Origin of the sequence: Pseudomonas sp. 8 R 14 (assembly GCF_900005955.1) — a bacterium.
GTDB lineage: Bacteria > Pseudomonadota > Gammaproteobacteria > Pseudomonadales > Pseudomonadaceae > Aquipseudomonas > Aquipseudomonas marginalis.
This window is the reverse complement of the sequence record NZ_CVTH01000058.1, coordinates 436335-460523: the sequence shown is the minus strand read 5'-3', so window position 1 is coordinate 460523 and position 24189 is coordinate 436335. Positions and strand designations below refer to the sequence as shown.

Annotated in this window: 15 protein-coding genes and 1 tRNA gene; 11 read left to right on the top strand and 5 right to left on the bottom strand. The window is 58.8% G+C overall.

What is annotated here, in order from left to right; translation table 11 throughout:
• Position 1: 1 nt before the first annotated feature.
• From BFQ01_RS14485 to BFQ01_RS14460, 5 genes are all read right to left on the bottom strand, one after another.
• Entirely contained in the window at positions 2–3145 is a 3144-nt protein-coding gene (locus tag BFQ01_RS14485; protein WP_065925780.1) for a metallophosphoesterase family protein, read from the bottom strand.
• Positions 3146–3580: 435 nt separating this feature from the next.
• Positions 3581–3856: a hypothetical protein gene (locus BFQ01_RS14475; protein ID WP_065925778.1), complete on the bottom strand. Its 276-nt coding sequence runs from the start codon at positions 3854–3856 to the stop codon at positions 3581–3583.
• The gene (locus BFQ01_RS14470; protein WP_065925777.1) at positions 3853–4833 is read right to left on the bottom strand and encodes an integrase domain-containing protein; all 981 of its coding nucleotides are present in this window, start codon (positions 4831–4833) and stop codon (positions 3853–3855) included. Before BFQ01_RS14470 ends, BFQ01_RS14475 begins: the two co-directional genes overlap by 4 nt.
• 904 nt (positions 4834–5737) lie before the next feature.
• The gene (locus BFQ01_RS14465; protein WP_065925776.1) at positions 5738–7066 is read right to left on the bottom strand and encodes a tyrosine-type recombinase/integrase; all 1329 of its coding nucleotides are present in this window, start codon (positions 7064–7066) and stop codon (positions 5738–5740) included.
• 164 nt (positions 7067–7230) lie between these two features.
• Positions 7231–7306 (bottom strand) — tRNA-Thr (locus BFQ01_RS14460).
• A 188-nt stretch (positions 7307–7494) separates the two neighbouring features.
• Between BFQ01_RS14460 and BFQ01_RS14455 the strand changes: the two genes are divergently transcribed.
• The 11 genes from BFQ01_RS14455 to bcsQ (BFQ01_RS14405) all read left to right on the top strand — a co-directional run bounded on the left by BFQ01_RS14455 (position 7495) and on the right by bcsQ (BFQ01_RS14405) (position 24045).
• Positions 7495–7905 carry a hypothetical protein gene (locus tag BFQ01_RS14455; RefSeq protein ID WP_065925775.1) on the top strand — a complete coding sequence of 137 codons (411 nt, stop codon included), beginning with the start codon at positions 7495–7497 and terminating at the stop codon, positions 7903–7905.
• A 573-nt stretch (positions 7906–8478) separates the two neighbouring features.
• Complete coding sequence (gene bcsQ, locus BFQ01_RS14450; protein WP_083244882.1) at positions 8479–9528, top strand: cellulose biosynthesis protein BcsQ; 1050 nt, start codon at positions 8479–8481, stop codon at positions 9526–9528.
• On the top strand, positions 9525–11744 hold the full coding sequence (gene bcsA, locus BFQ01_RS14445) for a UDP-forming cellulose synthase catalytic subunit (RefSeq protein ID WP_065925774.1): 2220 nt from the start codon (positions 9525–9527) through the stop codon (positions 11742–11744). Before bcsQ (BFQ01_RS14450) ends, bcsA begins: the two co-directional genes overlap by 4 nt.
• Positions 11741–14008 carry a cellulose biosynthesis cyclic di-GMP-binding regulatory protein BcsB gene (gene bcsB, locus BFQ01_RS14440; RefSeq protein WP_065925773.1) on the top strand — a complete coding sequence of 756 codons (2268 nt, stop codon included), beginning with the start codon at positions 11741–11743 and terminating at the stop codon, positions 14006–14008. Before bcsA ends, bcsB begins: the two co-directional genes overlap by 4 nt.
• Complete coding sequence (bcsZ, locus tag BFQ01_RS14435; RefSeq protein WP_027605101.1) at positions 14005–15201, top strand: cellulose synthase complex periplasmic endoglucanase BcsZ; 1197 nt, start codon at positions 14005–14007, stop codon at positions 15199–15201. The genes bcsB and bcsZ overlap by 4 nt, the downstream gene beginning before the upstream one ends.
• The gene (locus BFQ01_RS14430; protein WP_065925772.1) at positions 15183–19022 is read left to right on the top strand and encodes a cellulose biosynthesis protein BcsC; all 3840 of its coding nucleotides are present in this window, start codon (positions 15183–15185) and stop codon (positions 19020–19022) included. The genes bcsZ and BFQ01_RS14430 overlap by 19 nt, the downstream gene beginning before the upstream one ends.
• Before the next feature lie 17 nt (positions 19023–19039).
• Complete coding sequence (locus BFQ01_RS14425; RefSeq protein ID WP_065925771.1) at positions 19040–19705, top strand: SGNH/GDSL hydrolase family protein; 666 nt, start codon at positions 19040–19042, stop codon at positions 19703–19705.
• A complete protein-coding gene (locus BFQ01_RS14420; protein ID WP_065925770.1) occupies positions 19705–20370 on the top strand; it encodes a DUF4397 domain-containing protein in 666 nt (221 codons plus the stop codon). The genes BFQ01_RS14425 and BFQ01_RS14420 overlap by 1 nt, the downstream gene beginning before the upstream one ends.
• A gap of 17 nt (positions 20371–20387) precedes the next feature.
• The gene (locus tag BFQ01_RS14415; RefSeq protein ID WP_027605097.1) at positions 20388–21803 is read left to right on the top strand and encodes an MBOAT family O-acyltransferase; all 1416 of its coding nucleotides are present in this window, start codon (positions 20388–20390) and stop codon (positions 21801–21803) included.
• A 12-nt stretch (positions 21804–21815) separates the two neighbouring features.
• Positions 21816–22940 (top strand): alginate O-acetyltransferase AlgX-related protein, encoded by a 1125-nt coding sequence (locus tag BFQ01_RS14410; RefSeq protein WP_065925769.1) that lies wholly within the window; start codon positions 21816–21818, stop codon positions 22938–22940.
• A gap of 175 nt (positions 22941–23115) precedes the next feature.
• Positions 23116–24045 (top strand): cellulose biosynthesis protein BcsQ, encoded by a 930-nt coding sequence (gene bcsQ, locus BFQ01_RS14405; RefSeq protein WP_065925768.1) that lies wholly within the window; start codon positions 23116–23118, stop codon positions 24043–24045.
• Positions 24046–24189 lie beyond the last annotated feature (144 nt).

Below are 24189 nucleotides of genomic sequence, written 5' to 3'. Positions count from 1 at the left end.
ATTACGACTCTAGCCCCAGCAACTCTCCAGTTATTTTGGTCGATATCTCAGAAAGATCATTAACCAGCTTCCTAGCTAGCTTATTCTTCATCAGCGATTTGGCATGTTCAATCAACTCTTCACGAACCTCTTGACTAAGAGTGAAGTCCATGTGAGAGAGTTCCAAAATTTTCATGATAACCGTAGAATACTCATAGCTCTTACTCGGCTTGAGGGACTTAATTTCGCCAAGCGTGTCAACTCCATCAATTTCGCAAAGGGCATACGTTATGATGATCTTTTCCAGGTTGTCGACTGACTCAGAGCGCTTCTCCCTGAGTCGACTTATCTGCCTGGAATTGACTAGATCAGCAGTCATCATTGACACAGCAAAATTAGGGAACGCTGCGATAAGAAAATTGAGGAAAGCATCAAATCTTTCGGTCGCCTTCTTTCTGTGCTCTTGGGGTAGCTCTTGGTATTTAGAATGCCTCGCAAGCTTTTCCAACACGATAGGCCGCAGCTTCTCTTGAAACCGTCTAGTATTCAATGCAATAGTCTTTTGATAGAAATCCAAGGCACTAGAAAAGTGCTGATCTGCTATCGAGCGATCTGTCACGTGCTCTGCCGCCCTGAATACTCGGGCATAGAGAGACAGTGAAGATTGAAATAACGTTGCGCCATGGAGGTCGTCCCAAGTAGCACGGGACTCGCCATTCTGAGGACACTCCCTCAAAGGATTTTCACTATCCATCCGATCATCGATTTCGTGCTCTTTAGGAGGCTCTTGGGCAAGAGCTTTATCGATGGACTCCACCTTCAGCTCATCGAGAATATCTGACTGCGCAGCCTCTTGAAGCTCCTGCGCAGCGGACTTCAGATCGGAGATTTTTTCTGACGCAACACAGATTTCCCATGCGTCAGCAGTGAGCTTCTGACAAAACTCAAGTAAAGCTGTATCTTCTTTCGAAATAGCAGATATATACTCAATAACTTTATTGAAACGCAGGAAGTTAATCGAGTTATGCAGCTCTGTGTACGAAGTACTTCTATTGCTGAGATATCTGGCGTAGACGTAATCAAAGAAACAGGCCTGACTGAATCGGTATCTACCTTCAGAAAGTTCAATCACGCCGCTTGCCAATATAGGATTGAGGTAGGAGGCGACCTGAAAGTCCTGAGCAATGTCACCATTGAACTGGACGATAAGGGCATCCACTTCAGACACCTTGAGGGCGAATGTATTTCTACAGACCATTTCATGAGCAATGCTACCAAGCAGACGCAATAGATCCTTATATTGTGGTGCCCGCTCAACAGTAATACAGTGCTTATGCATAATTACTTCGATAAAATTCTCAACAAGATCTGCCTCATGCAGATAGGTAGAGAAATGGCCTTGCTTTCGCTCATAAATCGAAAGCAGCATAGAATACACAAATAAATTATTCGGCATCCCTGCGTTATCAACAGCTTTCAAGATTTCTCTTGCAACAGAGTTCTGTTTGGTAGAACTTGAAAGCCACCTCCCGACCAATCCCTTGAGATGGCTTCGCTTCATCCCGCCGATGTTTACCTCAAAAAACTTCCTAGCCACTTCCGTGCGCAGCTTTGTTGCAATTTCATGAGCTGTAGCGTGCTTACAAGATATAATGAACCTAGGAGCCTTGTATTCTTTCAGGAAGTCAATCAGTTCGTCAATGCAGCGTTGAGAAAGCCCTTCCACCCCGTCAAAAATCAGAAGTGCATTTTCGGTTGTGGTTTTATTGTTTAGAGTGTCAATGTATAAAGCCGAACCGGGGAGAGAATCGTAAATTTCAGTTAAAACTGCCTTGATTCTATTCTTGGACGGCAGCTTCTTTCCTTTGCAATCAAAATAGAATGCAATTTCATCTAACTGCGCCTGCGCTTGGCTCCTGAGCTTATTCATGAGCAAGCTTTTCAATATGGTGCTTTTTCCGGAGTTCTCACCACCGACGAGAAGAAAGTTATCTCGCGACTTCGTCAATTCCTCAAAGCCAATATACTGCTCCTCGCCGTCCTCTTCGATTTCATACCCCTCCACCTTAATAGCAGGGCAAATGAATATCTCAGAAAGTCGTTTACGTTCAGCCTCTGCCACACCAGTGTTGCACATCAGATCGTAGTCAAAGCGATCCAATACTTTACTACAATCCTCAGCAAACGCTTCTCTATTAAAGCCACCCGATAGAGCTGCTTCGTAATCCATTTGCCCTTGAGGACACCTATCTACCCATGGCGCAAACTTCTTAGCAGCCTCGTCATATCGCCGAAATAGAATTCTTCCTGACTTAAGATTGTCAGTATGATTTGCACTGATGATTGAGTAACCGCTTTTCTCTGTTCCTGACAGATCAAACCTACCAGCCTGCATTTTCATCACAAAGTCTTCAGAAAATGAAGATTCCCGAAGAATATTAAATTCATGCATGTGTCCGTAGAAAATGGTTGAAACCTTAAAGTTGGTTATTTTCGCAGACAACAACCTGCGCTCCTCTGGATGTAGCCACTCCATAGGGTGATGCATGATGATGACCTTTTCCTTGAAGCCACTGATACTCTTCATTGCAGCATCTAGCTGCCGCTCCCCGATAAAGAGGTTCTCTCTATCACCCTCTCCAATCGCGGACCAGCCGGTATTAAGGCATGCAATACCAACATTTCCATGTTTGTAAGTCTGATAAAAATCTTTTATCTCCACCACACTCTGAGATCCTTCGTAGAACTTACTAGTAAAGTCCAACCATCCTGCATAAGGTTTTTTTTCACCAGAAAGCAACTCAGCCTGGAGCTCGGCTATACCTCCAGAGTCATGCTCTTTACGAAGGCTTTTTATTGCTAGTTTCGTAGAGAAACTGAAACCACTCCAATCCGTGTCATGGTTCCCTGGTACCAAAAGAATATCTTTATTATCTAGCCTGAGGGCATCACGAATAGGAACGATTATTTCTTTCTGGCAGAGCTCGAACTCTTCCATCTTTCCTGAGTAGGTCAGATCTCCGGAGAAAATGATGGAATCAGCCCCCTCAAGTGACTGTATGTCCGCCAAAAATGCGTCCTTCAACCTCTCAAGAAATTGTCTGGACTGCCCTTTAAGCGGAGTGGTGCTAGCGTGTATATCTGAAACATGTATTATTTTTTTCATAATCCATCATGATTTAGTGGTGGCTAATTGCCCCCATTATCCATTTTGAATTTTATCCAGTCCAGAGCATTGTTTGCGAATGCCTGCGCCATTGGTCGGTGCAAGTGCCCCTAAGCTGAGCTACTATCGGACGAGGTCAGGACGTCCTTACTCTGACGTGACTTTTCTGCAAATACCTCCCCTATTCATTTATAGCTCCTGAGCTTCTTTGACAGGTCAAAGGTCTGCTTTTGGCCGATTGTGTTGAAAAAGTCCGGCTTGGTTCCCATGGCTGAAAAGTACGCGTCTGAGATTGAAATCCTTACCTTCAGCAGAGGCTGCGTGACTCGGATTTCACGTAGCAGCGTGCAAAAAAAGGTGTTTTTACCCATCAATATTCGAACAGTTTGGGGAAACCGACTTTTTCAACAGAATCGGCCGTTTTCTGACCTTCGTTTAGAGGTTGAACTGCCAGGGTTTTCCTAAGCGATGAGTGAGTAATTGCATGGTCAGCAAATAGTAATAGCGCGTCGATTCAGTGTGCTGGTTTAGGTGGTGATTCAAAAACCACGCAAGGTGTTTTCTCTGCCAAGTCCATGGATTGTCGCGTTGCCAGCGCTCAGCGATTGCTGTTTGGATAGCCTTCGCCTGATGCAGGTGGCGTTGCCGCGTGGTATGCGACCCGGTCAGGACGCCCGCCAGGAACAGATCCATATCGAATGCCGTGCTCATGCTCGACCACCAATGTAAGCGGCCACCACGACGATACGGTTGTGCCCCAGCTCATAGCTGATTTGTACTCGGGCATCCTGATCTAGGCGTCGTTCGAGTTGATAGCAATGACCACCGTTGATGGGGGCGGGATGGTGGGTGATTTGCTCATAGCGTTCGCACGCATAGGCTGCCCGCAATTCGTGGAAGCCTTTGAGGTTGTGCTGATGGAGGATGTCCCGTGCGGTGCGGACGATTCCCTGCAAGAAATCGAGGTAGCGTTCGTTCGGTGCAAGCAGGTTGCGGCTGCCGTCGGGCGAGACCTTTTCGGCAAACCTCAGCGCGTCACGAATATGATCATCTACCGTAACCCAACGAGGTGCTGACGCGCCTGAACGGTCACCTTTGGTGCCGTCCTGAATGTTGATTTTGCCGAATTGCTTGGCTTCACGTTTTAGACGGGGAAGGTCGGCCAAAATCGCCTCGCGCAAGCGCATACCGGTGGCTCGCGCTAACTGAGCGATGGCCGCGGCGTGCGGCTGCTGGTTTTCGCAAAGCATGTCGACGATCCGCTTCACCTGTTCGCGATCTTGGCATTGCGGCGCTGAACGACGAACACTGGTGCGCCGCATTCCCAGCGCCTTACTCGGGCTCGGCACTTTCACATACTGATCACCGCGAAGTGCGGCCATGGTCCGATTCACACTGGACAACCGGTTTTGCGCAGTGGCGATGGCCAGCTCACCTTGTTCAACTTGTTGGCGCAGATGTCCGGCGTAGTCCAGCAAGGTCTGCCAATTAATCTGCCGCGCATCGTTAAACCCCGGCCCTTCCTCCGACCGACACCAGCGTACAAACGCCTGCCAGCGATCACTGTGTGCTTTGACCGTGCCGTAATGCCCGCAGCCAAATAGATCGCGCAATGCCTGCGGCCCGGCATAGCTCAGTTGTCGGCCATAGCCAAAATTGCGGCCACCTCGTTTGCCCACCAGTGCCATGATCGAACTCCTCTCGAAGCTAAAACTTTTAAAACTTTCCCCACGTCATCCCGCCAAGAATGTTGAGTGTTATCAGGGATCAAGGCCCCTGCGACCGGTGAGGGTTGTCCGCTAACGCGGGACTGGCGGCTCCTTACGACCGGGAGCTTGGGCATCTCATGATCTGGCCTCCTGAGCACTTCCTCAGAAGTGGGCGGGTGGAGGCTGCACTGGCTGACGAGACCGGTGCCGCGAGATCCTGAGTCGGGTGAAGGCAGTGAGGCGATGACCGGGACATGCCTGACTGTCAGTCAGGTGCAGTCCATTCCCTGGACTGCGGCACCATCATCGGCATCGCTGCTCCTAGTGACTTCGGTGTTTGTCACGCCGATTGTCACGAGGGGGAATGCCGCAAAGCCTTGTACGAGTTGGGCTGCAGCAGCGGTTGGAGCGCCCGTCTCTTTCCGGAAGAAAGAGACGGGCGCAGTCTGGCGCAGTGAAATGGCCAAGCGGATAGATTGCTGCAGGGCAGCTGGGTAGGGGGATGTATTTGCCGCAATGGCAATGATCTGAAGTAGGCATCCATCACTCGGTGAGTGACCGTGCGAGCCGCCGGACGCTAATCGCACTTTGGGAGAACCACCACGGTGTGGCGTAGCCTTAAAGGTTCTGGCTACCTGGGTTGCTGTCAACGACAGCACTTGCCCGATCTTTTCTACGCCTGTGGATAATTTGGGTCAAGGCTCGAATTTTCGGCAATTCTGCGGCTGTGGATGAAATTATCCACCGGTGGAAATCAGTGGTTTTCCACAGACAGTTGCGTGGGCTTTAGATTTTTTAAGTGAGGTCCATCCAAGCAGGGCGGCTTTGCAGCCCCGCTTGGATGGACCCGCGTTGAAGGGCGGACTGCGGTGATCTTATAGGCTTACCCACGTTTGGATGCGCCACGGCTATTTTGTAGGGCGGTAATGTTGTCACCGACCGGGTGAGCGAATTCGTGGGGCGTCACATGCCCATGGCGGTTGGCGTCGATGTAGTTGCTCCACCACGCCATGATCAGCCTGCGCTGTTCGAGGAATTCGGCCTTGTGGATATAGGCGGCGCGCACGCGGTTGCGTTCCTTGTGGCTCATTTGTCTTTCGATGGCAGCGTCGGTCCATAACCCGGACTCCAGCAGAGCGCTACAGGCCATGGTCCTGAAGCCGTGGCCGCACACGTCCTTGCTGGTGTCATAGCCGACGTTGCGGAGCATGGTGTTCACCGTGTTCTCGGACATGGGCTTCCAGTACTTGTGGTCGCCCGGTAGCACTAACTCTGAAAAGCGACTGAGGCTGCGCAGGCGCTCCAGTATTTCAATGACCTGCGGCGATAGAGGAACCATTTGAATGTCGCCGTTCATCTTGGTCCCACGTGTGGAGTTGCGTACCCCTTCAATCGGTGCACGAGTATCGGGGATTTCCCACATGGCGCGTTGAAGGTCGAACTCACTCCATCGAGCGAAGCGCAGTTCGCTGGAGCGGACGAATACATGCAAAGTTAGCAGCACAGCAAGGCGCGTCAGCTCGCGGCCGTTGTAGTTGTCGATACGGTGTAGCAGTTCGGGTAGGCGGTTGAGGGATAGGGCCGGGCGATGGACTGTGCGCGGCGCGTGAATTGAGCCTGCCAGATCCAGTGCAGGATTCATGGTGATCTGACGAGCCCTTTTGGCCCCGCGCATGATGGTGGATAAGTAGTTCTGTACCCTTAACGCCACATCCATGGTGCCGCGTTCCTTGATGCGCTGGGTGATCTCTAGCAGGTCATGGGTATCGAGCTCAGCGATGGGTCGTTGGCCGATCAGCGGGAAGACGTGGGTACGCAGTCGGCTCATCACGGTTTTTGCGTGGCCTTCGGTCCAGCGACGGGACATGTCGGCGTGCCACTCCAGGGCAACGGTTTCGAAAAGCAATGCCGCCCGCTGGGCTACGATCTTGGCCTTCTTCTTTTCTTCCATTGGGTCGAGGTTGTCGAGCAGGAACGCTTTGGCTTCGTCTCGCTTACGTCGTGCGACGGAAAGGGTAACTATGGGGTAATTGCCAATGATGAGCGTACCTTCCTTGCCGCTGGGCTTGGTGTACTTCAAGCGCCAGGTCTTCACGCCATTGGGTTTGACGAAAAGGTACATGCCGCCGCCGTCGAACAGTTTGTAGGCGCGTTCGCGGGTTTTGGCCGTGCGGCATTGCAGGTCGCTGAGGGGGATCGCTAGACGTGGCATAGGGGTACGCGCTCCTGACCGGGAAATCGCAGTACCCCTAACATACCCTCGGGGAAGGGGGATTTTGTTGGATCCCGACGGAGGGTCCTGGAACGAAAAAACCCGCCAAAGGGCGGGTTTTCGGGGCTTCCAGAGCATTCGGTGGAATGCAGTGGAGCCTAATGTGGTGCCGGCACCAGGAGTCGAACCCGGGACCTACTGATTACAAGTCAGTTGCTCTACCAACTGAGCTATACCGGCGTGTTAGGGCGACGATTATAGCGATTGGCAACGTTCTGTAAACCCCTGAATTCTGACTATTTTTGCAGAACCTGAGCTTTTTTCACGAACGCCCCTTTTTCCGGCAAGCGCGGGTAGGATTCTTCCCTCGTCGTCGGGCGGTCTGGCCGGTGCGATGTTGAGTTCATCCCTGCCTAAGGAAGCCCCACGTGAAACGGATTCTCTCCCTGTGCCTCATCCTCCTCACCGCCGCTCTCAGCGCGTGCTCCATTACCAAGCCCGGCAACGACCCCGCGCTGGTCGGTACCTGGAAAGGCCTGCGTTCGGAAACCGGCAACTGTCAGTTCCTGTCGTGGACCAACCACCTCAAGGCCGATGGCCGTTTCACCATTACCTTCTTTCGCGATGCGCAGCAGACGCAGGTGATTCGGACCGAGCAGGGGTCGTGGTCGGCGGCCGACGGTAAGAACGAGTTGCGCACCGATGGGGTGCGTTCGCCGGATGTGTACACCTATAAGCTGGTGGACCCGGACACCGTGCATTACGTGAGTGTGGCAGCGGACCCCACCAGCGATTGCCAGGGTGATTATGAATTCACCGAGCGGCGGGTTCATCAATAAGCCTGAGCAGTTGTCCGCTGGCTGACGATGGTCAACGCGTTCGCGCTCGTGCTGGGTATCCTCTTGGTTCAATGGGTGGGTTCATTGAGGGTCGAGGAAGTGTCCAGCGGCGTGGGTTTTGCTTAGTTGTGTATAGACGTCGCGGGCGACCGCCGGGCGGGTTTTGCCTTGAATCCAGGCGCGGTTTGCGTATTCTGTCGCGCGATATGAATAGTGGGTTTAATCGCAAAATCGTGTAGGCAAATTTTCGAGACAGATTTGAGGCAACGGATTATTTGTTTATGGGTATGTCAGATTTGTGCCGTTTTTGACCATCAGGCCAACAAAAATCACGATAAATCGGTGCAAGTTCATGTTCTTACAACGAATGCATTTTTATCGCTGGATTCGTCATAAAAATGGCGCCACGCCGTTCGTCGGATAATATCGAGCTAAAAGCATCAAAATACTGACACCATCAATGTGATATCACAGAATGCCTCGGCCAACACATAACTATAAAAATACAAGGTCAGCTCTTCGCTGACCTTTTTATCGCCTTTAAAGCGCAAACCAGGTGGGGAGGGGCAGTGAGTGAGTCGAGCAGATGACATTTCAAAACTATTCAACAAGCTGGGTGCCAACCCGAATGGCTACCGCGAAATCGACTTTATCCATGAGTTTATCGAGGACGAAGTAGAGGTCCTGGAAAGCCCGGAGGTTGTTGCTCCCCCGCCTGCAGTGGCAGCTCTCTTGGACGAAGCCCCATCGGCCCCGTTGTTGCGTTTGCTCGAAGAGCTGAACCATGGCGCCGCCGACCACCTGCCACGGTCCGAAGTGGTACCGGGCACGCAAGGCGAGGTGTATTCGGAGCAGTCCACGCCGAAAGTGGTGGTGGTGGTTTCGGTTAAAGGGGGTGTCGGCCGTAGCACCTTGTCTGCTGCGATTGCCAGTGGCTTGCAGCGCCAGGGGCACCCGGCGCTTGCCCTCGACCTGGACCCGCAAAACGCCCTGCGTCACCACCTGTGCCTGGGCCTCGACTTCCCTGGCATCGGCGCTACCAGCTTGCTTAACGAAAGCTGGGAAGCCCTGCCTGAACGCGGCTTTGGCGGTTGCCGCCTGGTGGCGTTCGGTGGCACTGACCACGAGCAGCAGCAGAGCTTGAATCGCTGGTTGGGTCAGGATCCCGAGTGGCTTGGCAAGCGTTTGGCCAGCCTTAAGCTGAACGGCCAGGACACGGTCATCATCGACGTACCGGCGGGCAACACCGTGTACCTCCGCCAAGCCATGTCGGTTGCCGACGCGGTGCTGGTGGTGGTGCAGTCGGATGTGGCGTCGTTCAGCACCCTGGAGCAGATGGACAGCGTGCTGGTGCCATACCTGCAACGCGCAAAACCGCCACAACGCTTTTATGTGATCAACCAGTTGGACGCCGCCCACCGCTTCAGCCTGGACATGGCCGAGGTGTTCAAGACGCGCCTCGGCAGTGCCCTGCTGGGCACGGTACACCGCGACCTGGCGTTCAGCGAAGCCCAGGCCTACGGGCGTGATCCCCTCGACCCTACCGTCAACAGTATCGGCTGCCAGGACGTCCACGCCCTGTGCCGCGCCTTGCTCGAACGCATCGACTCGGACCTTCCATGACCGACAATACGTCCTCCACGCCCTTCGTCGAAGGGCGCGCTGAACAGCGCCTGAATGGCGCCATCGCGCGCTTCAATCGCTGGCCTGCAGCGCTACGTACGGTGCTGGTATTTGCCAGTTGCGTGCTCGGTGCCCTGCTGTTTTTTGGCGTTATCAGTGCGCCGCTGGACCTCTACAGCCAATGCCTGTTTGCCGTTGTGTGCTTCATGGCGGTGCTGGTGCTGCGCAAGATCCCGGGGCGCCTGGCAATCCTCGCGCTGGTGGTATTGTCGCTGGTGGCCTCGCTGCGCTACATGTTCTGGCGACTCACCTCCACCCTGGGCTTTGAAACCTGGCTCGACATGTTCTTCGGCTACGGCCTGGTCGCCGCCGAGTTCTACGCCCTGATCGTGCTGATCTTCGGCTACGTACAAACCGCCTGGCCGCTGCGTCGCACCCCGGTGTGGCTCAAGACCGAGCCGGAAGAATGGCCGACGGTGGATGTGTTCATCCCCACCTATAACGAAGCGCTGAGCATCGTAAAACTGACCATCTTCGCCGCCCAGGCGATGGACTGGCCCAAGGACAAGCTGCGTGTGCACGTGCTCGATGACGGCCGCCGTGATGACTTTCGCGAGTTCTGCCGCAAGGTCGGGGTCAACTACATCCGTCGCGACAACAACTTCCACGCCAAGGCCGGTAATCTCAACGAAGCGTTGAAGGTCACCGACGGCGAATACGTCGCGCTGTTCGACGCCGACCACGTGCCGACGCGCTCCTTCCTGCAAGTCAGCCTTGGCTGGTTCCTCAAGGATCCGAAGCTGGCGATGCTGCAAACGCCGCACTTCTTCTTCTCGCCGGACCCGTTCGAAAAGAACCTCGACACCTTCCGCGCCGTGCCCAACGAGGGCGAGTTGTTCTACGGCCTGGTGCAGGACGGCAACGACCTGTGGAACGCCACCTTCTTCTGCGGCTCGTGTGCGGTGATTCGCCGTGAGCCGCTGCTGGCAATCGGCGGGGTAGCCGTCGAGACCGTGACCGAAGACGCCCACACCGCGCTCAAGCTCAACCGCCTGGGCTACAACACGGCGTACCTGGCGATCCCGCAAGCCGCGGGCCTGGCCACGGAAAGCCTGTCGCGCCACATCAACCAGCGGATTCGCTGGGCGCGGGGCATGGCGCAGATCTTCCGCACCGACAACCCGTTGCTGGGCAAGGGCCTCAAGTGGGGCCAGCGCATCTGCTACGCCAACGCTATGTTGCACTTCTTTTATGGTTTGCCGCGTTTGGTATTCCTCACCGCACCGCTGGCCTATTTGGTCTTTGGCGCGGAGATTTTCCATGCCTCGGCGCTGATGATCGTCGCTTATGTACTGCCGCACCTGGTGCATTCAAGCCTGACCAACTCACGTATCCAGGGCCGCTTCCGGCACTCGTTCTGGAACGAGGTATACGAGACCGTACTGGCCTGGTACATCCTGCCGCCGGTGCTGGTGGCGCTGGTCAACCCCAAGGCCGGTGGCTTCAACGTCACCGACAAGGGCGGCATCATCGACAAGCAGTTCTTCGACTGGAAGCTGGCGCGCCCTTACCTGGTGCTGTTGGCCGTGAACCTGGTCGGCCTGGGCTTTGGTATCCATCAGTTGATCTGGGGCGATGCGTCCACGGCTGTGACGGTGGCGATCAACCTGACCTGGACCCTCTACAACCTGATCATCACCAGCGCCGCCGTCGCCGTGGCCTCGGAGGCGCGCCAGGTGCGTTCCGAGCCGCGCGTCAGCGCCAAGCTACCGGTGAGCATTATCTGTGCCGACGGCCGAGTGCTGGATGGCACTACCCAGGATTTCTCGCAGAACGGCTTCGGCCTGATGCTCACCGATGGTCACTCGATCACCCAGGGCGAGCGCGTGCAACTGGTGCTTTCGCGCAACGGCCAGGACAGCCTGTTCGATGCGCGCGTGGTGTTCAGCAAAGGGGCGCAGATCGGCGCCCAGTTCGAACCCCTCAGCCTGCGCCAGCAAAGCGAATTGGTACGCCTGACCTTCTCCCGCGCCGACACCTGGGCCGCGAGCTGGGGCGCCGGCCAACCGGATACGCCGCTGGCGGCCCTGCGCGAAGTCAGCTCCATCGGCATCGGCGGCCTGTTCACCCTCGGCCGCGCCACCCTACACGAACTGCGTCTGGCCTTGAGCCGCACCCCCAAAAAACCGCTTGATACGCTGATGGACAAGCCATGACCTCGAAGATTTTCGCTCGCCCTCATCCGCGCCGTGCACTCGCGCTGATGATCGCCTCGCTGATGGGTTTCAATACCCTGGCGCAAGCTGCCGAGCAAGCGGTGACCACCGTGCCCGTGCAAAGCACCGACAACGGCTACAGCCTGACCCTCAAGCAATTGGGGCGTCGCGACACCATGAACCTGCAAGGGGTGGAGTCTTCCGACAGCGTCAACTTCGACATTCGTGCCGACGAAGTGGTCAAGGGCGCGCAACTGTTGCTCAAGTACAGCTACTCGCCGGCGTTGCTGGCGGACCTGTCGCAGATCAACGTGCTGGTCAACGGCGAAGTAGCCGCCAGCCTGGCGTTGCCCAAAGAGGGGGCCGGCACTCAGCAGGAACAACTGGTGCAGATCCCGCCGAAGTTGATCACCGAATTCAACCGCTTGAGCCTGCAGTTCATCGGTCACTACACCATGTCCTGCGAAGACCCGTTGCACAGCAGCCTGTGGGCCAAGATCAGCAACAGCAGTGAGCTGAAAGTGCAGGTCGAGCCGATCGTCCTCAAGGACGACCTGGCCGTGCTGCCGCTGCCATTCTTCGATAAGCGTGACGCGCGCCGGGTGAGCCTGCCGTTCGTGTTCGCCACCGCGCCGGACAGTGCCGCCCTGGAAGCGGCCGGTGCGTTGTCGTCTTGGATCGGCGGCCTCGCCAGCTACCGTGGCGCGACCTTCCCGACCACCCTCGGCGAGCTGCCGGCCAAGGGCAATGCCATCGTGCTGGTGCAAACCGCCGAAGCCATGGATGTGCACGGTGTCGCCATCGCCAAGCCGACCGGCCCGACGTTGACCCTGATCGCCAACCCCAGCGACGCCAATGGCAAGCTGCTGATCGTCACCGGCCGTGACGCGCAAGAGCTCAAGCGCGCCGCCACCGCCGTGGTGCTGGGTAGCCCGGTATTGGCCGGCAACAGCGTGGTCATCACCAAGCTCGAAGCCCTCGCGCCGCGCCGTCCCTATGACGCCCCGAACTGGCTGCCGAGCAACCGCCCGGTGCGCCTCGGTGAGTTGGTCGAGCAGCAGAAACTCAGTGTGTCGGGCTACAATCCCGGCGCCATCAGCGTCGACATGCGCCTGCCGCCTGACCTGTTCAACTGGCGTGAAGAAGGCGTGCCGCTGCACCTCAAATACCGTTACACCCCACAGCAGGTGTCGACCAATTCCGCGCTGCTGATCGGTCTGAATGACCAGTTCATGAAGTCCGTGGCGCTGCCGTCGGTGACCAACCTGGGCGGCGGTCAAACCCTGCTCGACCAGTTGAAGAAAGACGAAAGCCTGCCCCGTGAAGTGACGACCCTGTTGCCGATCAGCTCGGCATCGCCCAAGTCCAAGCTGCAGCTGCGCTTTATGTACGACTACATCAAGGAAGGCGAATGCCGCGACATTATCGTCGACAACATGCGCGGTTCCGTCGACCCGGACTCGACCCTCGATGTCACCGGTTACCAGCACTACATCGCCATGCCTAACCTGGGTGTGTTCAACGACTCCGGTTTCCCGTTCACGCGCCTGGCCGACCTGTCGGAATCCGCCGTGGTCATGCCGGACAACTTCGGCACCGATGAAATCACCGCTTACCTGACCGTGCTCGGCCGCTTCGGCGAAGCCACCGGTTACCCGGCGACTGCCGTGAAAGTGGTACAGGCCAAAGATGTGCAAAGCGTCGCCGACAAGGACCTGCTGGTGCTCGCCACCGCCGCCAACCAACCGCTGCTCAAGCAGTGGCAGCAGTACCTGCCGGCGACCAGCGATGGCGCGCAGCATCAGTTCCTGTTGTCGGACCTGCCGCGTTATGTGCGCAGTTGGGTCAGCCCCGATCCGGCGGCCAATATCCACAAGGCCAATACCGGGATCACCTTCAACAGCTTGAGCAGCAGCACCTGGCTGGCCGGTTTCCAATCGCCGCTCAAGTCCGGGCGCAGCGTGGTCCTGATCGCCAGCAACCAGCCGCAAGGCCTGCTGGAAGCTACCTCCGCCCTGATCGGCGGCGACGACTACAAAGATTCGATCCAGGGCAGCCTGGCGGTGGTGCAAGGCACGCAGATCAGCTCGCTGGTGGCGGACGAGCAGTACTACGTCGGCAAGCTCAACTACTTCAAGTTCATGCAGTGGCAACTGTCCCAGCACCTGGGGTGGATGCTGTTGATCACCTTCCTCAGTCTGGCGGTGGTCACGTCGCTGATCTACCTGTCGCTGCGTGCCCGTGCAAAACGGCGGTTGGCATGAGCCCGCTGCGTAGCATGGCCCTGATAGCGCTGGGCTCGCTGATGTGTGCTGGTGTGGCGCAGGCGCAGAGCTGCGACTGGCCGTTGTGGCAGAACTATGCCAAGCGCTTCGTGCAGGACGACGGCCGCGTGCTCAACTCCTCCATGAAGCCTACCGAGAGCAGCTCCGAAGGGCAGTCCTACGCGATGTTCTTCGCCCTGGTCGGCAACGACCGTGGCAGCTTCGACAAGCTGTGGACCTGGACCAAGGCCAACATGTCGGGGGCCGATATCGGCCAGAACCTGCCAGGTTGGTTGTGGGGCAAAAAGCCTGACAACACCTGGGGCGTGATCGACCCCAATTCTGCCAGCGACGCGGATTTGTGGATGGCCTACGCCCTGCTTGAAGCGGCCCGCGTGTGGAATGCACCGCAATACCGCGCCGATGCGCAATTGGTGCTGGCCAATGTGGAACGCAACCTGATCGTGCGTGTGCCGGGCCTGGGCAAGATGCTGTTGCCGGGGCCGGTGGGTTACGCCCATGCCGGTGGTCTGTGGCGGTTCAACCCGAGCTACCAGGTGCTGGCGCAGCTACGTCGCTTCCATAAAGAGCGGCCGAATGCCGGCTGGAACGAAGTGGCCGAAAGCAACGCGCGGATGCTCGCCGACACCGCGAGCAACCCCCATGGCCTGGCGGCCAACTGGGTCGGTTACCGCGCGACCAGTGCCAACACCGGGCTGTTTGTGGTCGACCCGTTCTCCGATGACCTGGGCAGCTACGACGCGATCCGCACCTACATGTGGGCCGGCATGACCGCCAAGGCCGATCCACTCGCGGCGGGCATGCTCAAGTCCCTGGGGGGCATGTCCCGGGCGACGGCTGCGGCGGCCACCGGCTTCCCGCCGGAGAAAATCCACGTCACCACCGGCGAAGTCGAGAAGAACAACGGCTATTCGCCGATCGGCTTCTCGGCGTCGACCATTGCCTTCTTCCAGGCCCGTGGCGAAACCGCCCTGGCACAACTGCAAAAGGCCAAGGTCGACGACGCGCTCAACAAAGCCCTGGCGCCCTCGGCGCCGGACAGCGCGCAGCCGATCTACTACGACTACATGCTCAGCCTGTTCAGCCAAGGCTTTTCCGATCAGAAGTACCGTTTTGAACAAGATGGTACGGTCAAACTTTCCTGGGAGGCAGCATGCGCCGTCACACGCTAGCCATTGCGATTCTCGCCGCCCTGGCCTCGACCGCCAGCTTCGCTGAAACCAGCGACCCGCAGTCCCTGCTGATCGAGCAGGGCTACTACTGGCAGGCGAAGAAAAACCCCGAGCGGGCCCTGGAGACCTGGCAGAAACTGCTTAACCTGAGCCCCGAGCAGCCGGACGCGCTTTATGGCATCGGCCTGATCCAGATGCAGCAGAACCACCCGGCCGAGGCGCAAAAGTACCTGGCCCGACTGCAAGCGCTGAGCCCGGTGCCGCGCCAGGCGTTGCAGCTGGAGCAGGACATCACCGTCAACATGCCGGAAAATGCCAAGCTGCTGGAGCAGGCGCGTGAATTGGGTGAGCCCGAAGACGAGCGCGAAAAGGCTGTGGCCTTGTACCGTCAGATTTTCCAGGGCCGCCAGCCCCAGGGCCTGATTGCCCGTGAGTACTACAACACCCTGGGTTTTACCGCCAAGGGCACCAATGAGGCCATTGCCGGCCTGCAGCGCCTGACCCGTGAGCGGCCCAACGATCCGATCGTTGCGCTGTTCCTGGCCAAGCACCTGGCACGTAACCCGGCAACCCGGCCGGACGGTATCCGTGCGTTGGCCAAGCTGGCCTCGAACAACGATGTGGGCGGCAACGCCGATGAAACCTGGCGCTTTGCGCTGGTCTGGCTCGGCCCACCGAAGCCGGACCAGGTGGCGCTGTTCCAGCAATTTCTCACCGTGCACCCGGATGACACCGAGATCCGCGCGCTCATGGACAAGGGCATCGCCCAAGGCAAGGGCGGCGGTGCCTGGCAGCGTGATCCGCAGATGACCAAGGCATTCAAGGCCCTGGACGACGGCGACTTGAAAACCGCCGAGCCACTGCTCACGGCGCGCCTTGCGCAAAAATCCAATGACGTCGATGCCCTTGGTGGCATGGGCGTGTTGCGTCAACAGCAAGAGCGTTTCAGCGATGCGGAAAACTACCTGGTGCAGGCCACGCGCTTGCCCGGTGGCGCCGCATGGCAGTCGGCCCTGAACGACGTGCGTTACTGGAACCTGATCAGCCAGAGCCGTGATGCCCAGCGCGCCGGCCGCGGTGCCCAGGCCCGTGACCTGGTGGCCCAGGCCGAGCGCCTGAACCCGGGCCAACCGGGGGCGGCAATCGCCTTGGCCGGTTTCCAGGCCCAGGACAACCAGTTCGACGTTGCCGAAGCCGGCTACCGCAAGGTGTTGGCCCGTCACCCTGGCGACCCGGATGCGCTCAGCGGTTTGATCAACGTATTGTCCCAATCCGGCCAGCCGGATGAAGCCCTGAAGCTGATCGACTCGGTGTCTCCGGCCCAGCGCGCCAAGTTTGCGCCGAGCGTGAAAATCAACGCACTGCGCGCTACCCAGGTCGGCAAACTGGCCGAGCAGCGCGGTGACCTGAAGGCTGCGCAAGCCGCCTACCGCCAGGCCCTCGACGCCGACCCGGAAAACCCCTGGACCCGCTTTGCCCTGGCGCGCATGTACCTGCGCGACGGTCAGATCCGCAATGCGCGTGCCCTGATCGACGGCCTGCTCAAGACCCAGCCCAACCAACCGGATGCGCTGTACACCAGTACCCTGTTGTCGGCTGAACTGAGCGAGTGGAAACAAGCCGAGGCCACCCTCGGGCGCATCCCCACCGCCCAGCGCACGGCGGACATGAACGAGCTGGCGATCGATATCGCCCTGCATCAGCAGACGGACATCGCCATCGAAACAGCGCGCCGTGGCCAGCGTCCGGAAGCCCTGGCGCTGCTTGGTCGTTCCGAGTCGCTGACCCGGCAAAAACCTGAGCGCGTGGCGGTGCTGGCTGCTGCTTATGTTGAAGTGGGCGCCCCGCAGTTCGGCCTGGACATGATGCAGAGAGTGGTGGAGAACAACCCCAACCCCACCGTCGACCAGAAACTGCTGTACGCCAACGTACTGCTCAAGGCCAACAAGTACAGCGAGGCGGGCGAGATCCTGCGCGAAGTGCAAGGCCAGCCGTTGACCGAGATCGGTCGCCAGCGCTATGACGATTTGATCTACCTGTACCGGGTCAAGCAGGCCGACGCCCTGCGCGAGAAGAACGACCTGGTGGCGGCCTACGACATGCTTTCCCCGGCCCTGGCCCAGCGCCCGAACGACGCATTGGGTGTCGGTGCCCTGGCGCGCATGTACGCGGCCAGCGGCAATGGCAAGAAGGCCATGGAGCTGTACACGCCGTTGATCCAGCAGAACCCGAACAATGCGCGCCTGCAATTGGGTCTGGCGGACATCGCCCTGAAAGGCAACGACCGCAGCCTGGCGCAATCGGCCAGCGACAAGGCCCTGGCGCTCGAACCGGGCAACCCGGAGATCCTCACTTCGGCGGCACGCATCTATCAGGGCCTGGGCAAGAACAGCGAAGCCGCTGAACTGCTGCGCAAGGCCCTGGCGATTGAAACCGCGATGAAGGCCAGGACCCAGGTGGCCCAGGCCGAACCTCAGGGCAAATCGTATAACCCCTTCGTGGGCTTGCCGGGCCAGCGCCGCCAGGTCACCGACCTGACTGTCGCCGGCGCCGTGCCGCCGCCGATCGATGCACCGACCAAGACCGTCACGTCCAGCGCGTTTGCCAGCGCGACGTCCAACGACCTGAGCGACCCGTTTGTGCCGCCGTCGACCATCGCCTCCATCGACAGCCCCGAGCTGAGCCCGGCACGGCGTGCGCTGGATACCATCCTGCGTGACCGTACCGGGTATGTGGTGCAGGGCTTGAGCGTGCGCAGCAATAACGGCGAGAAAGGCTTGAGCAAGATCACCGATGTGGAAGCGCCGTTCGAAGCGCGCATGCCGGTGGGCGATAACACCATAGCGTTGCGCGTCACGCCGGTGCACTTGAGTGCGGGCAGCGTGGGCAGCGATGCGTTGTCGCGTTTCGGCAAAGGCACCACCACCCCGGCGGGCTCCCAGAGCGACACCGGTGTTGGCTTGGCCGTCGCGTTCGAGAATCCGGATGAAGGCCTCAAGGCCGACGTCGGGGTCAGCCCGTTGGGCTTCCTCTACAACACCCTGGTGGGTGGCGTGAGTGTCTCGCGTCCGTTCGAGGCCAATTCGAACTTCCGCTATGGCGCCAATATTTCCCGGCGTCCGGTCACCGACAGTGTCACTTCCTTCGCGGGTTCCGAAGACGGCGATGGCAACAAATGGGGCGGCGTCACCGCCAACGGCGGCCGTGGTGAGCTGAGCTATGACAACCAGAAGCTGGGCGTCTACGGCTACGCGTCGCTGCATGAATTGCTGGGCAATAACGTCGAAGACAACACCCGCCTGGAACTGGGCAGCGGCATCTACTGGTATCTGCGCAACAACCAGCGGGACACGTTGACCCTGGGTATCAGCGGCTCGGCGATGACCTTCAAGGAAAACCAGGACTTCTACACCTACGGCAACGGTGGTTACTTCAGTCCGCAGCGCTTCTTCTCCCTGGGCGTGCCGATTCGTTGGGCACAAAGCTTTGATCGCTTCAGTTACCAGGTAAAAAGTTCGGTAGGCCTGCAGCATATCGCGCAAGATGGGGCGGATTTCTTCCCGGGCGAAAGCACGCTGCAAGCGTCCAGGGGTAATCCCAAGTACGAGAGCACCAGCAAAACCGGCGTCGGCTACAGCTTCAACGCGGCTGCCGAATACCGTCTCAGCTCGCGGTTCTACCTGGGAGGTGAAATCGGACTCGATAACGCCCAGGATTACCGCCAGTACGCGGGTAATGCCTATCTGCGCTACTTGTTCGAAGACCTGAGCGGACCTATGCCTTTGCCGGTCAGCCCGTACCGTTCCCCTTATTCCAACTGATTAAATCGGAGTCATTCATGCCTGTTTCTGCGATTGCCGGCCTAACCATGCTGGTACTGGGCGAAAGTCATATGAGCTTTCCCGATTCGTTGCTCAACCCGCTGCAAGACAACCTGACCAAGCAAGGCGCGGTGGTTCATTCCATCGGTGCCTGCGGTGCTGGTGCGGCGGATTGGGTCGTACCGAAAAAAGTCGAGTGTGGCGGCGAGCGCCTGCCCACCGGCAAAGCGGTGATCTACGGCAAGAACGCCATGAGCACCACGCCGATCCAGGAACTGATTGCCAAGGACAAACCCGACGTTGTCGTGCTGATCATCGGCGACACCATGGGCTCGTACACCAACCCGGTGTTCCCCAAGGCCTGGGCCTGGAAAAGCGTGACCTCGCTGACCAAGGCGATCACCGACACCGGCACCAAGTGCGTGTGGGTCGGTCCGCCGTGGGGCAAGGTCGGTTCCCAGTACAAGAAGGACGACACCCGCACCAAGCTGATGTCGGCCTTCCTGGCCAGTAACGTGGCGCCGTGCACCTACATCGATTCGCTGGCCTTCTCCAAGCCGGGCGAGTGGATCACCACTGACGGCCAGCACTTCACCATCGACGGCTACCAGAAATGGGCCAAGGCCATTGGTACGGCTCTGGGCGACCTGCCGCCATCGGCCTACGGTAAAGGAAGCAAATAATGAAACGCATGACTCTGGGCCTGGCGACCTTGCTCGCCAGTGTCAGCGCCTACAGCGCCGACATCCCGTTGTACCCCACCGGGCCGGAGCAAGACGCAGCGTTCCTGCGTTTTGCCAATGGCACTCCCGGCGAGTTGAAGCTGGTGGCGGACGGTTCCAAGGCCAGCCTGGTGTTGAGCGGGGATAAAGCCGTGTCGGCCTTCCTGCCGGTGGTGGGGGGTGACAAGCCGATCAAGGGCGTGTTGAGCCGCGACGGCAAAAACGCCGACCTGTCGGTGACCGTGGCCCCCGGCGAATTCGCCACCGTGGTCGCGTTGGTCGACGCCCAGGGCGCCACGCGCCAGTTGGTGGTGCGTGAGCAACCGGACGACTTCAACGCGCTCAAGGCTTCCCTGGCCTTTATCAACGCCGATGCCGCCTGCGCCGACGCCAGCCTGGAAGCCGTGGCCCAAAAGGCCGAGCTGTTCAAGAAGGTGGCCGAAGGTTCGTTGCAACGCCGCATGATCAACCCGCTGGAATTGTCGGTGCAGCTCAAGTGCGCCGGTGCTCCGGTGGGCCAACCGCTGACGTTCACCCTCAAGGCGGGTGAGCGCTATAGCGTGCTGGCCGTCCCTTCGGCTGCAGGTTCGAAGTTGCTGTTCGCTTCCGACGCACTCGCTAACTGATCGGGCCCGACACCACCATGGTCTTTGCCTCACTCGAATTCCTCACGCTGTTCCTGCCGGCCTTCCTGTTGATCTATGCCCTGGCTCGTCCGAGCTGGCGCAACGTCATCCTGTTGATCGGCAGCTGGTTGTTCTACGGCTGGCTGAGCCCGTTGTTCCTGTTCCTGCACATGGTGTTGACCGTGGTGGCATGGGTCGGCGGCCTGCTGGTGGACCGTTCCCGTGAGGACGGCAAAGGCCGGGTGCGCCTGTTGATCGCGTTGATTGTGTTCAACACGGCGGTGCTGTGTTGGTACAAGTACGCCAACATCGTCGCCGGTACCGTGAGCGAGGTGATCACCTGGTACGGCGCCATGCCGCTGGATTGGCAGCGCGTGGCCTTGCCGGCCGGCTTGTCATTTATCGTGCTGCAGGCGATTTCCTACCTGGTGGACGTGCACCGTCATACGGTGCCGGTGGAACGCAGCTTCATCAATTACGCCACGTACATTTCGATGTTCGGCCACTCGATTGCAGGCCCGATCATCCGTTATGACTGGGTTCGCCGGGAACTGAACCAGCGTTATTTCAACTGGCCGAATTTCTCCCTCGGTGCGCGGCGCTTCATGATCGGCATGGGCATGAAAGTGCTGGTGGCGGACACCTTGTCGCCGTTGGTGGACATTGCCTTCCACCTGGAAAACCCCAGCCTGGTGGATGCGTGGATCGGTTGCCTGGCTTATTCGCTGCAACTGTTCTTCGACTTCGCCGGCTACAGCGCCATGGCCATCGGCCTGGGCCTGATGCTGGGTTTTCACTTCCCGGAAAACTTCAACCGCCCGTACCTGGCCAGCAGCATCCAGGACTTTTGGCGTCGTTGGCACTTGTCGTTGTCCAGTTGGTTGCGCGACTACCTGTATATCGCCCTGGGCGGTAACCGCGACGGCGTGTGGCGTACCTATCGCAACCTGTTCCTGACCATGGCAATCGCCGGGTTGTGGCACGGCGGCGACAGTTGGAACTACCTGTTGTGGGGGGCGGCGCATGGTATCGCGCTGTGTGTGGATCGCGCCTGGTCGCGGTCGAGCCTGCCGCGCATTCCGCCGGTGCTGTCGCACATCCTGACGTTGCTGTTTGTGTGCCTGGCCTGGACCTTGTTCCGCGCGCCGGACTTCCATTCGGCACTGACCATGTACGCCGGCCAGTTCGGTATGCATGGCGTGGCCTTGGGTGACGCCATGGCCGTGGCCATGCGCCCGGCCCACGGCATGGCGGCGTTGCTGGGCCTGGTATGCATCATTGCGCCGATCTGGCAGGTGCGTTGCGAGCAGCGTTTCGGTACCCAGCCCTGGTTTGTGGTGGCCGCTTCGTTGTGGCCGGTGGCCGGGTTTGTGTTGTCGTTCGCGCTGATCGCCAGCCGCGACGCCGTACCGTTTCTGTACTTTCAGTTCTAAGGACGCCCGACCATGCCCGCTCCTACCGCGCCGACTCCTCCGAGCGACTTGGCTGTTCGCACCAGCCCCCTGGCGGCCTGGGTGCTGGTGCCCTTCCTGGCGGCGGGGCTGCTGTCCTGCGCCTGGCTGATGGTGAAGGGGCCGATCAGCTTCTTGCCCGCCAAGGTCGACAGCGACATGCTGCTGCACGGTGAGTTGACCCACCGTTTCGCCAAGGAACTGGCCAAGGCGCCGATGGCGATCCAGGCGGCCAACCTGGAACGTGGCGCAAGCTGGCTGGCGTTCGGCGACACCGGCCCACGCGTGCGGCCGGGTTGCCCGGGCTGGCTGTTTATCAGCGATGAACTGCGCATCAACCGCCACGCCCAGGCCAACGCACAGACCAAGGCCCAGGCCGTGATCGACCTGCAGCGGCAACTGGGTGAAAAAGGTATCGAGCTGCAAGTGGTGGTGGTACCGGACAAGAGCCGCATTGCGGTTGCCCAGCTGTGTGGCTTGTACCGACCGGCAGTGCTCAACAGCCGGATTCAGGACTGGACGGCCACTTTGCAGACCGCTGGAGTGTCCGCGCTGGACCTCACCGATTCCTTAAAACCCCTCGGGCCCGAGGCATACCTGCGCACCGACACCCACTGGAGCGAAATCGGCTCCAACGCCGGCGCCCAGGCGCTGGCAAAACGCATCCAGCAACGTGAGATCAAGGCTACGCCCGAGCAAACCTTTGAGATCACCCAGGCACCGCTTGCCGTGCGCCCCGGTGATCTGGTGCGCCTGGCCGGTCTCGACTGGTTACCGCCGAAGTTGCAGCCCCCGGGAGAGTCGGTCGCGGCCAGCTCCGCCCACGAAGCGGGTGGCGCCACCAGCAACACTGATGACCTGTTCGGCGACGCCGGGTTGCCCAATGTGGCACTGATCGGTACTTCGTTCTCGCGCAATTCCAACTTTGTCGGCTTCCTGCAGAAAGCCCTGAACGCTCCCGTGGGCAATTTCAGCAAGGACGGCGGCGAGTTCTCCGGCGCAGCCAAGGCGTACTTCGACAGCCCGGCGTTCAAGCAAACCCCGCCGAAGTTGTTGATTTGGGAAATTCCAGAGCGGGATCTGCAGACCCCATACGATGCGATCAGTATTGGTCGGTAATTTGACGCTTTGCCGTTTATCTAAAAAATAGACGGCTTAGCCATCAAAATAATGACACTTTTGTGCGCTTGAAGCAGACTGCCTGCACAAGGGCGACCATAAGAAGACCTGCGGTAAGCAGTCGTATCAGCTGACCTTTTCACGTCTTTAAGCTTCGCCGTGAGGAGGGTGCGCTATGAGCTTTACCGACGGTCTTCTTGCTCTGCTTGGCAAAGATGTCAGGCGTGACCCCCGTGGCCTGAATTCGCGACTGCACTTTTTTGGCAGCATTCCCGTGGAGGATGGCACCCCCTTTCCCCCTCAAGATTCCACTGTACAGTCCGCACTGATGGAGAAGGCCGAGCGGCGCCCTTGCGTGGTGGCGCTGGTGTCGGTCAACGGAGGCGTGGGGCGCAGCACCCTGGCCACCCTGTTGAGCAGTGGTTTGCAGCGCCTGGGCGAATCGGTGGTGGCGGTGGACCTGGACCCGCAAAACGCCTTGCGCCGTCACTTCGGTGTCGCTCCGACCTCACCGGGCATCGGCCTCGCCAGCCTGCAGAATGCGCATTGGAAACACATCCAGCAGCCCGGTTTTGTCGGCAGCCGCGTCATTACCTTTGGCGACACCGATATCCAGCAGCAGGACACCCTGCAGCGCTGGCTGAAACATGAACCGTACTGGCTGGCGCAGCGGCTGCACGCCTTGGGCCTGGACGCCCGCCACACGGTGATCCTCGATACCCCCGCCGGTAACAGCGTCTATTTCCATCAAGCCGTGAGCGTGGCGGATGTGGTGCTGGTGGTCGCCCAGGCCGACGCGGCGTCCCTGGGAACCCTGGACCAACTCGATGGGCTGCTGGCGCCGCACCTTGAGCGCGACCGAGCGCCGCACGTTCACTACGTGCTTAACCAGCTGGATGAGGACAGTGCCTTCAGCCTGGATATGGTTGAGGCATTCCGGCAGCGACTGGGGACGAAAGAGCCGTTTGAGGTGCATCACGACGTAGGGATCAGCGAAGCCCTGGCGTTCGGCGCCGACCCGCTGGACAGCCAGGCGTTGAGCCTGGCCGGTGACGATATCAATGAGCTTTGCCGTCTGCTGATTGCCCGCAAAAAGCAACTGTAAATGCCGGTTTATGTGCTTGACGCCAGATGCTTATGCACAATTGGTTGTTTGGGCTGTCGCGAAATGATCAGGTTGTGGAGCCATTCTCAACACCCCGCAACTGCCTGTTTTACGTGCGTTTTATTCTGTGAACAAAAAATGAAC

Bases quoted from the DNA above. Each gene is read 5' to 3' on its own strand.
- BFQ01_RS14485 (WP_065925780.1), bottom strand. From the start codon at position 3,145: ATGAAAAAAATAATACATGTTTCAGATATACACGCTAGCACCACTCCG.
- BFQ01_RS14475 (WP_065925778.1), bottom strand. From the start codon at position 3,856: ATGAGCACGGCATTCGATATGGATCTGTTCCTGGCGGGCGTCCTGACC.
- BFQ01_RS14470 (WP_065925777.1), bottom strand. From the start codon at position 4,833: ATGGCACTGGTGGGCAAACGAGGTGGCCGCAATTTTGGCTATGGCCGA.
- BFQ01_RS14465 (WP_065925776.1), bottom strand. From the start codon at position 7,066: ATGCCACGTCTAGCGATCCCCCTCAGCGACCTGCAATGCCGCACGGCC.
- bcsA (WP_065925774.1), top strand. From the start codon at position 9,525: ATGACCGACAATACGTCCTCCACGCCCTTCGTCGAAGGGCGCGCTGAA.
- bcsB (WP_065925773.1), top strand. From the start codon at position 11,741: ATGACCTCGAAGATTTTCGCTCGCCCTCATCCGCGCCGTGCACTCGCG.
- bcsZ (WP_027605101.1), top strand. From the start codon at position 14,005: ATGAGCCCGCTGCGTAGCATGGCCCTGATAGCGCTGGGCTCGCTGATG.
- BFQ01_RS14430 (WP_065925772.1), top strand. From the start codon at position 15,183: ATGCGCCGTCACACGCTAGCCATTGCGATTCTCGCCGCCCTGGCCTCG.
- BFQ01_RS14425 (WP_065925771.1), top strand. From the start codon at position 19,040: ATGCCTGTTTCTGCGATTGCCGGCCTAACCATGCTGGTACTGGGCGAA.
- BFQ01_RS14420 (WP_065925770.1), top strand. From the start codon at position 19,705: ATGAAACGCATGACTCTGGGCCTGGCGACCTTGCTCGCCAGTGTCAGC.
- BFQ01_RS14415 (WP_027605097.1), top strand. From the start codon at position 20,388: ATGGTCTTTGCCTCACTCGAATTCCTCACGCTGTTCCTGCCGGCCTTC.
- BFQ01_RS14410 (WP_065925769.1), top strand. From the start codon at position 21,816: ATGCCCGCTCCTACCGCGCCGACTCCTCCGAGCGACTTGGCTGTTCGC.
- bcsQ (WP_065925768.1), top strand. From the start codon at position 23,116: ATGAGCTTTACCGACGGTCTTCTTGCTCTGCTTGGCAAAGATGTCAGG.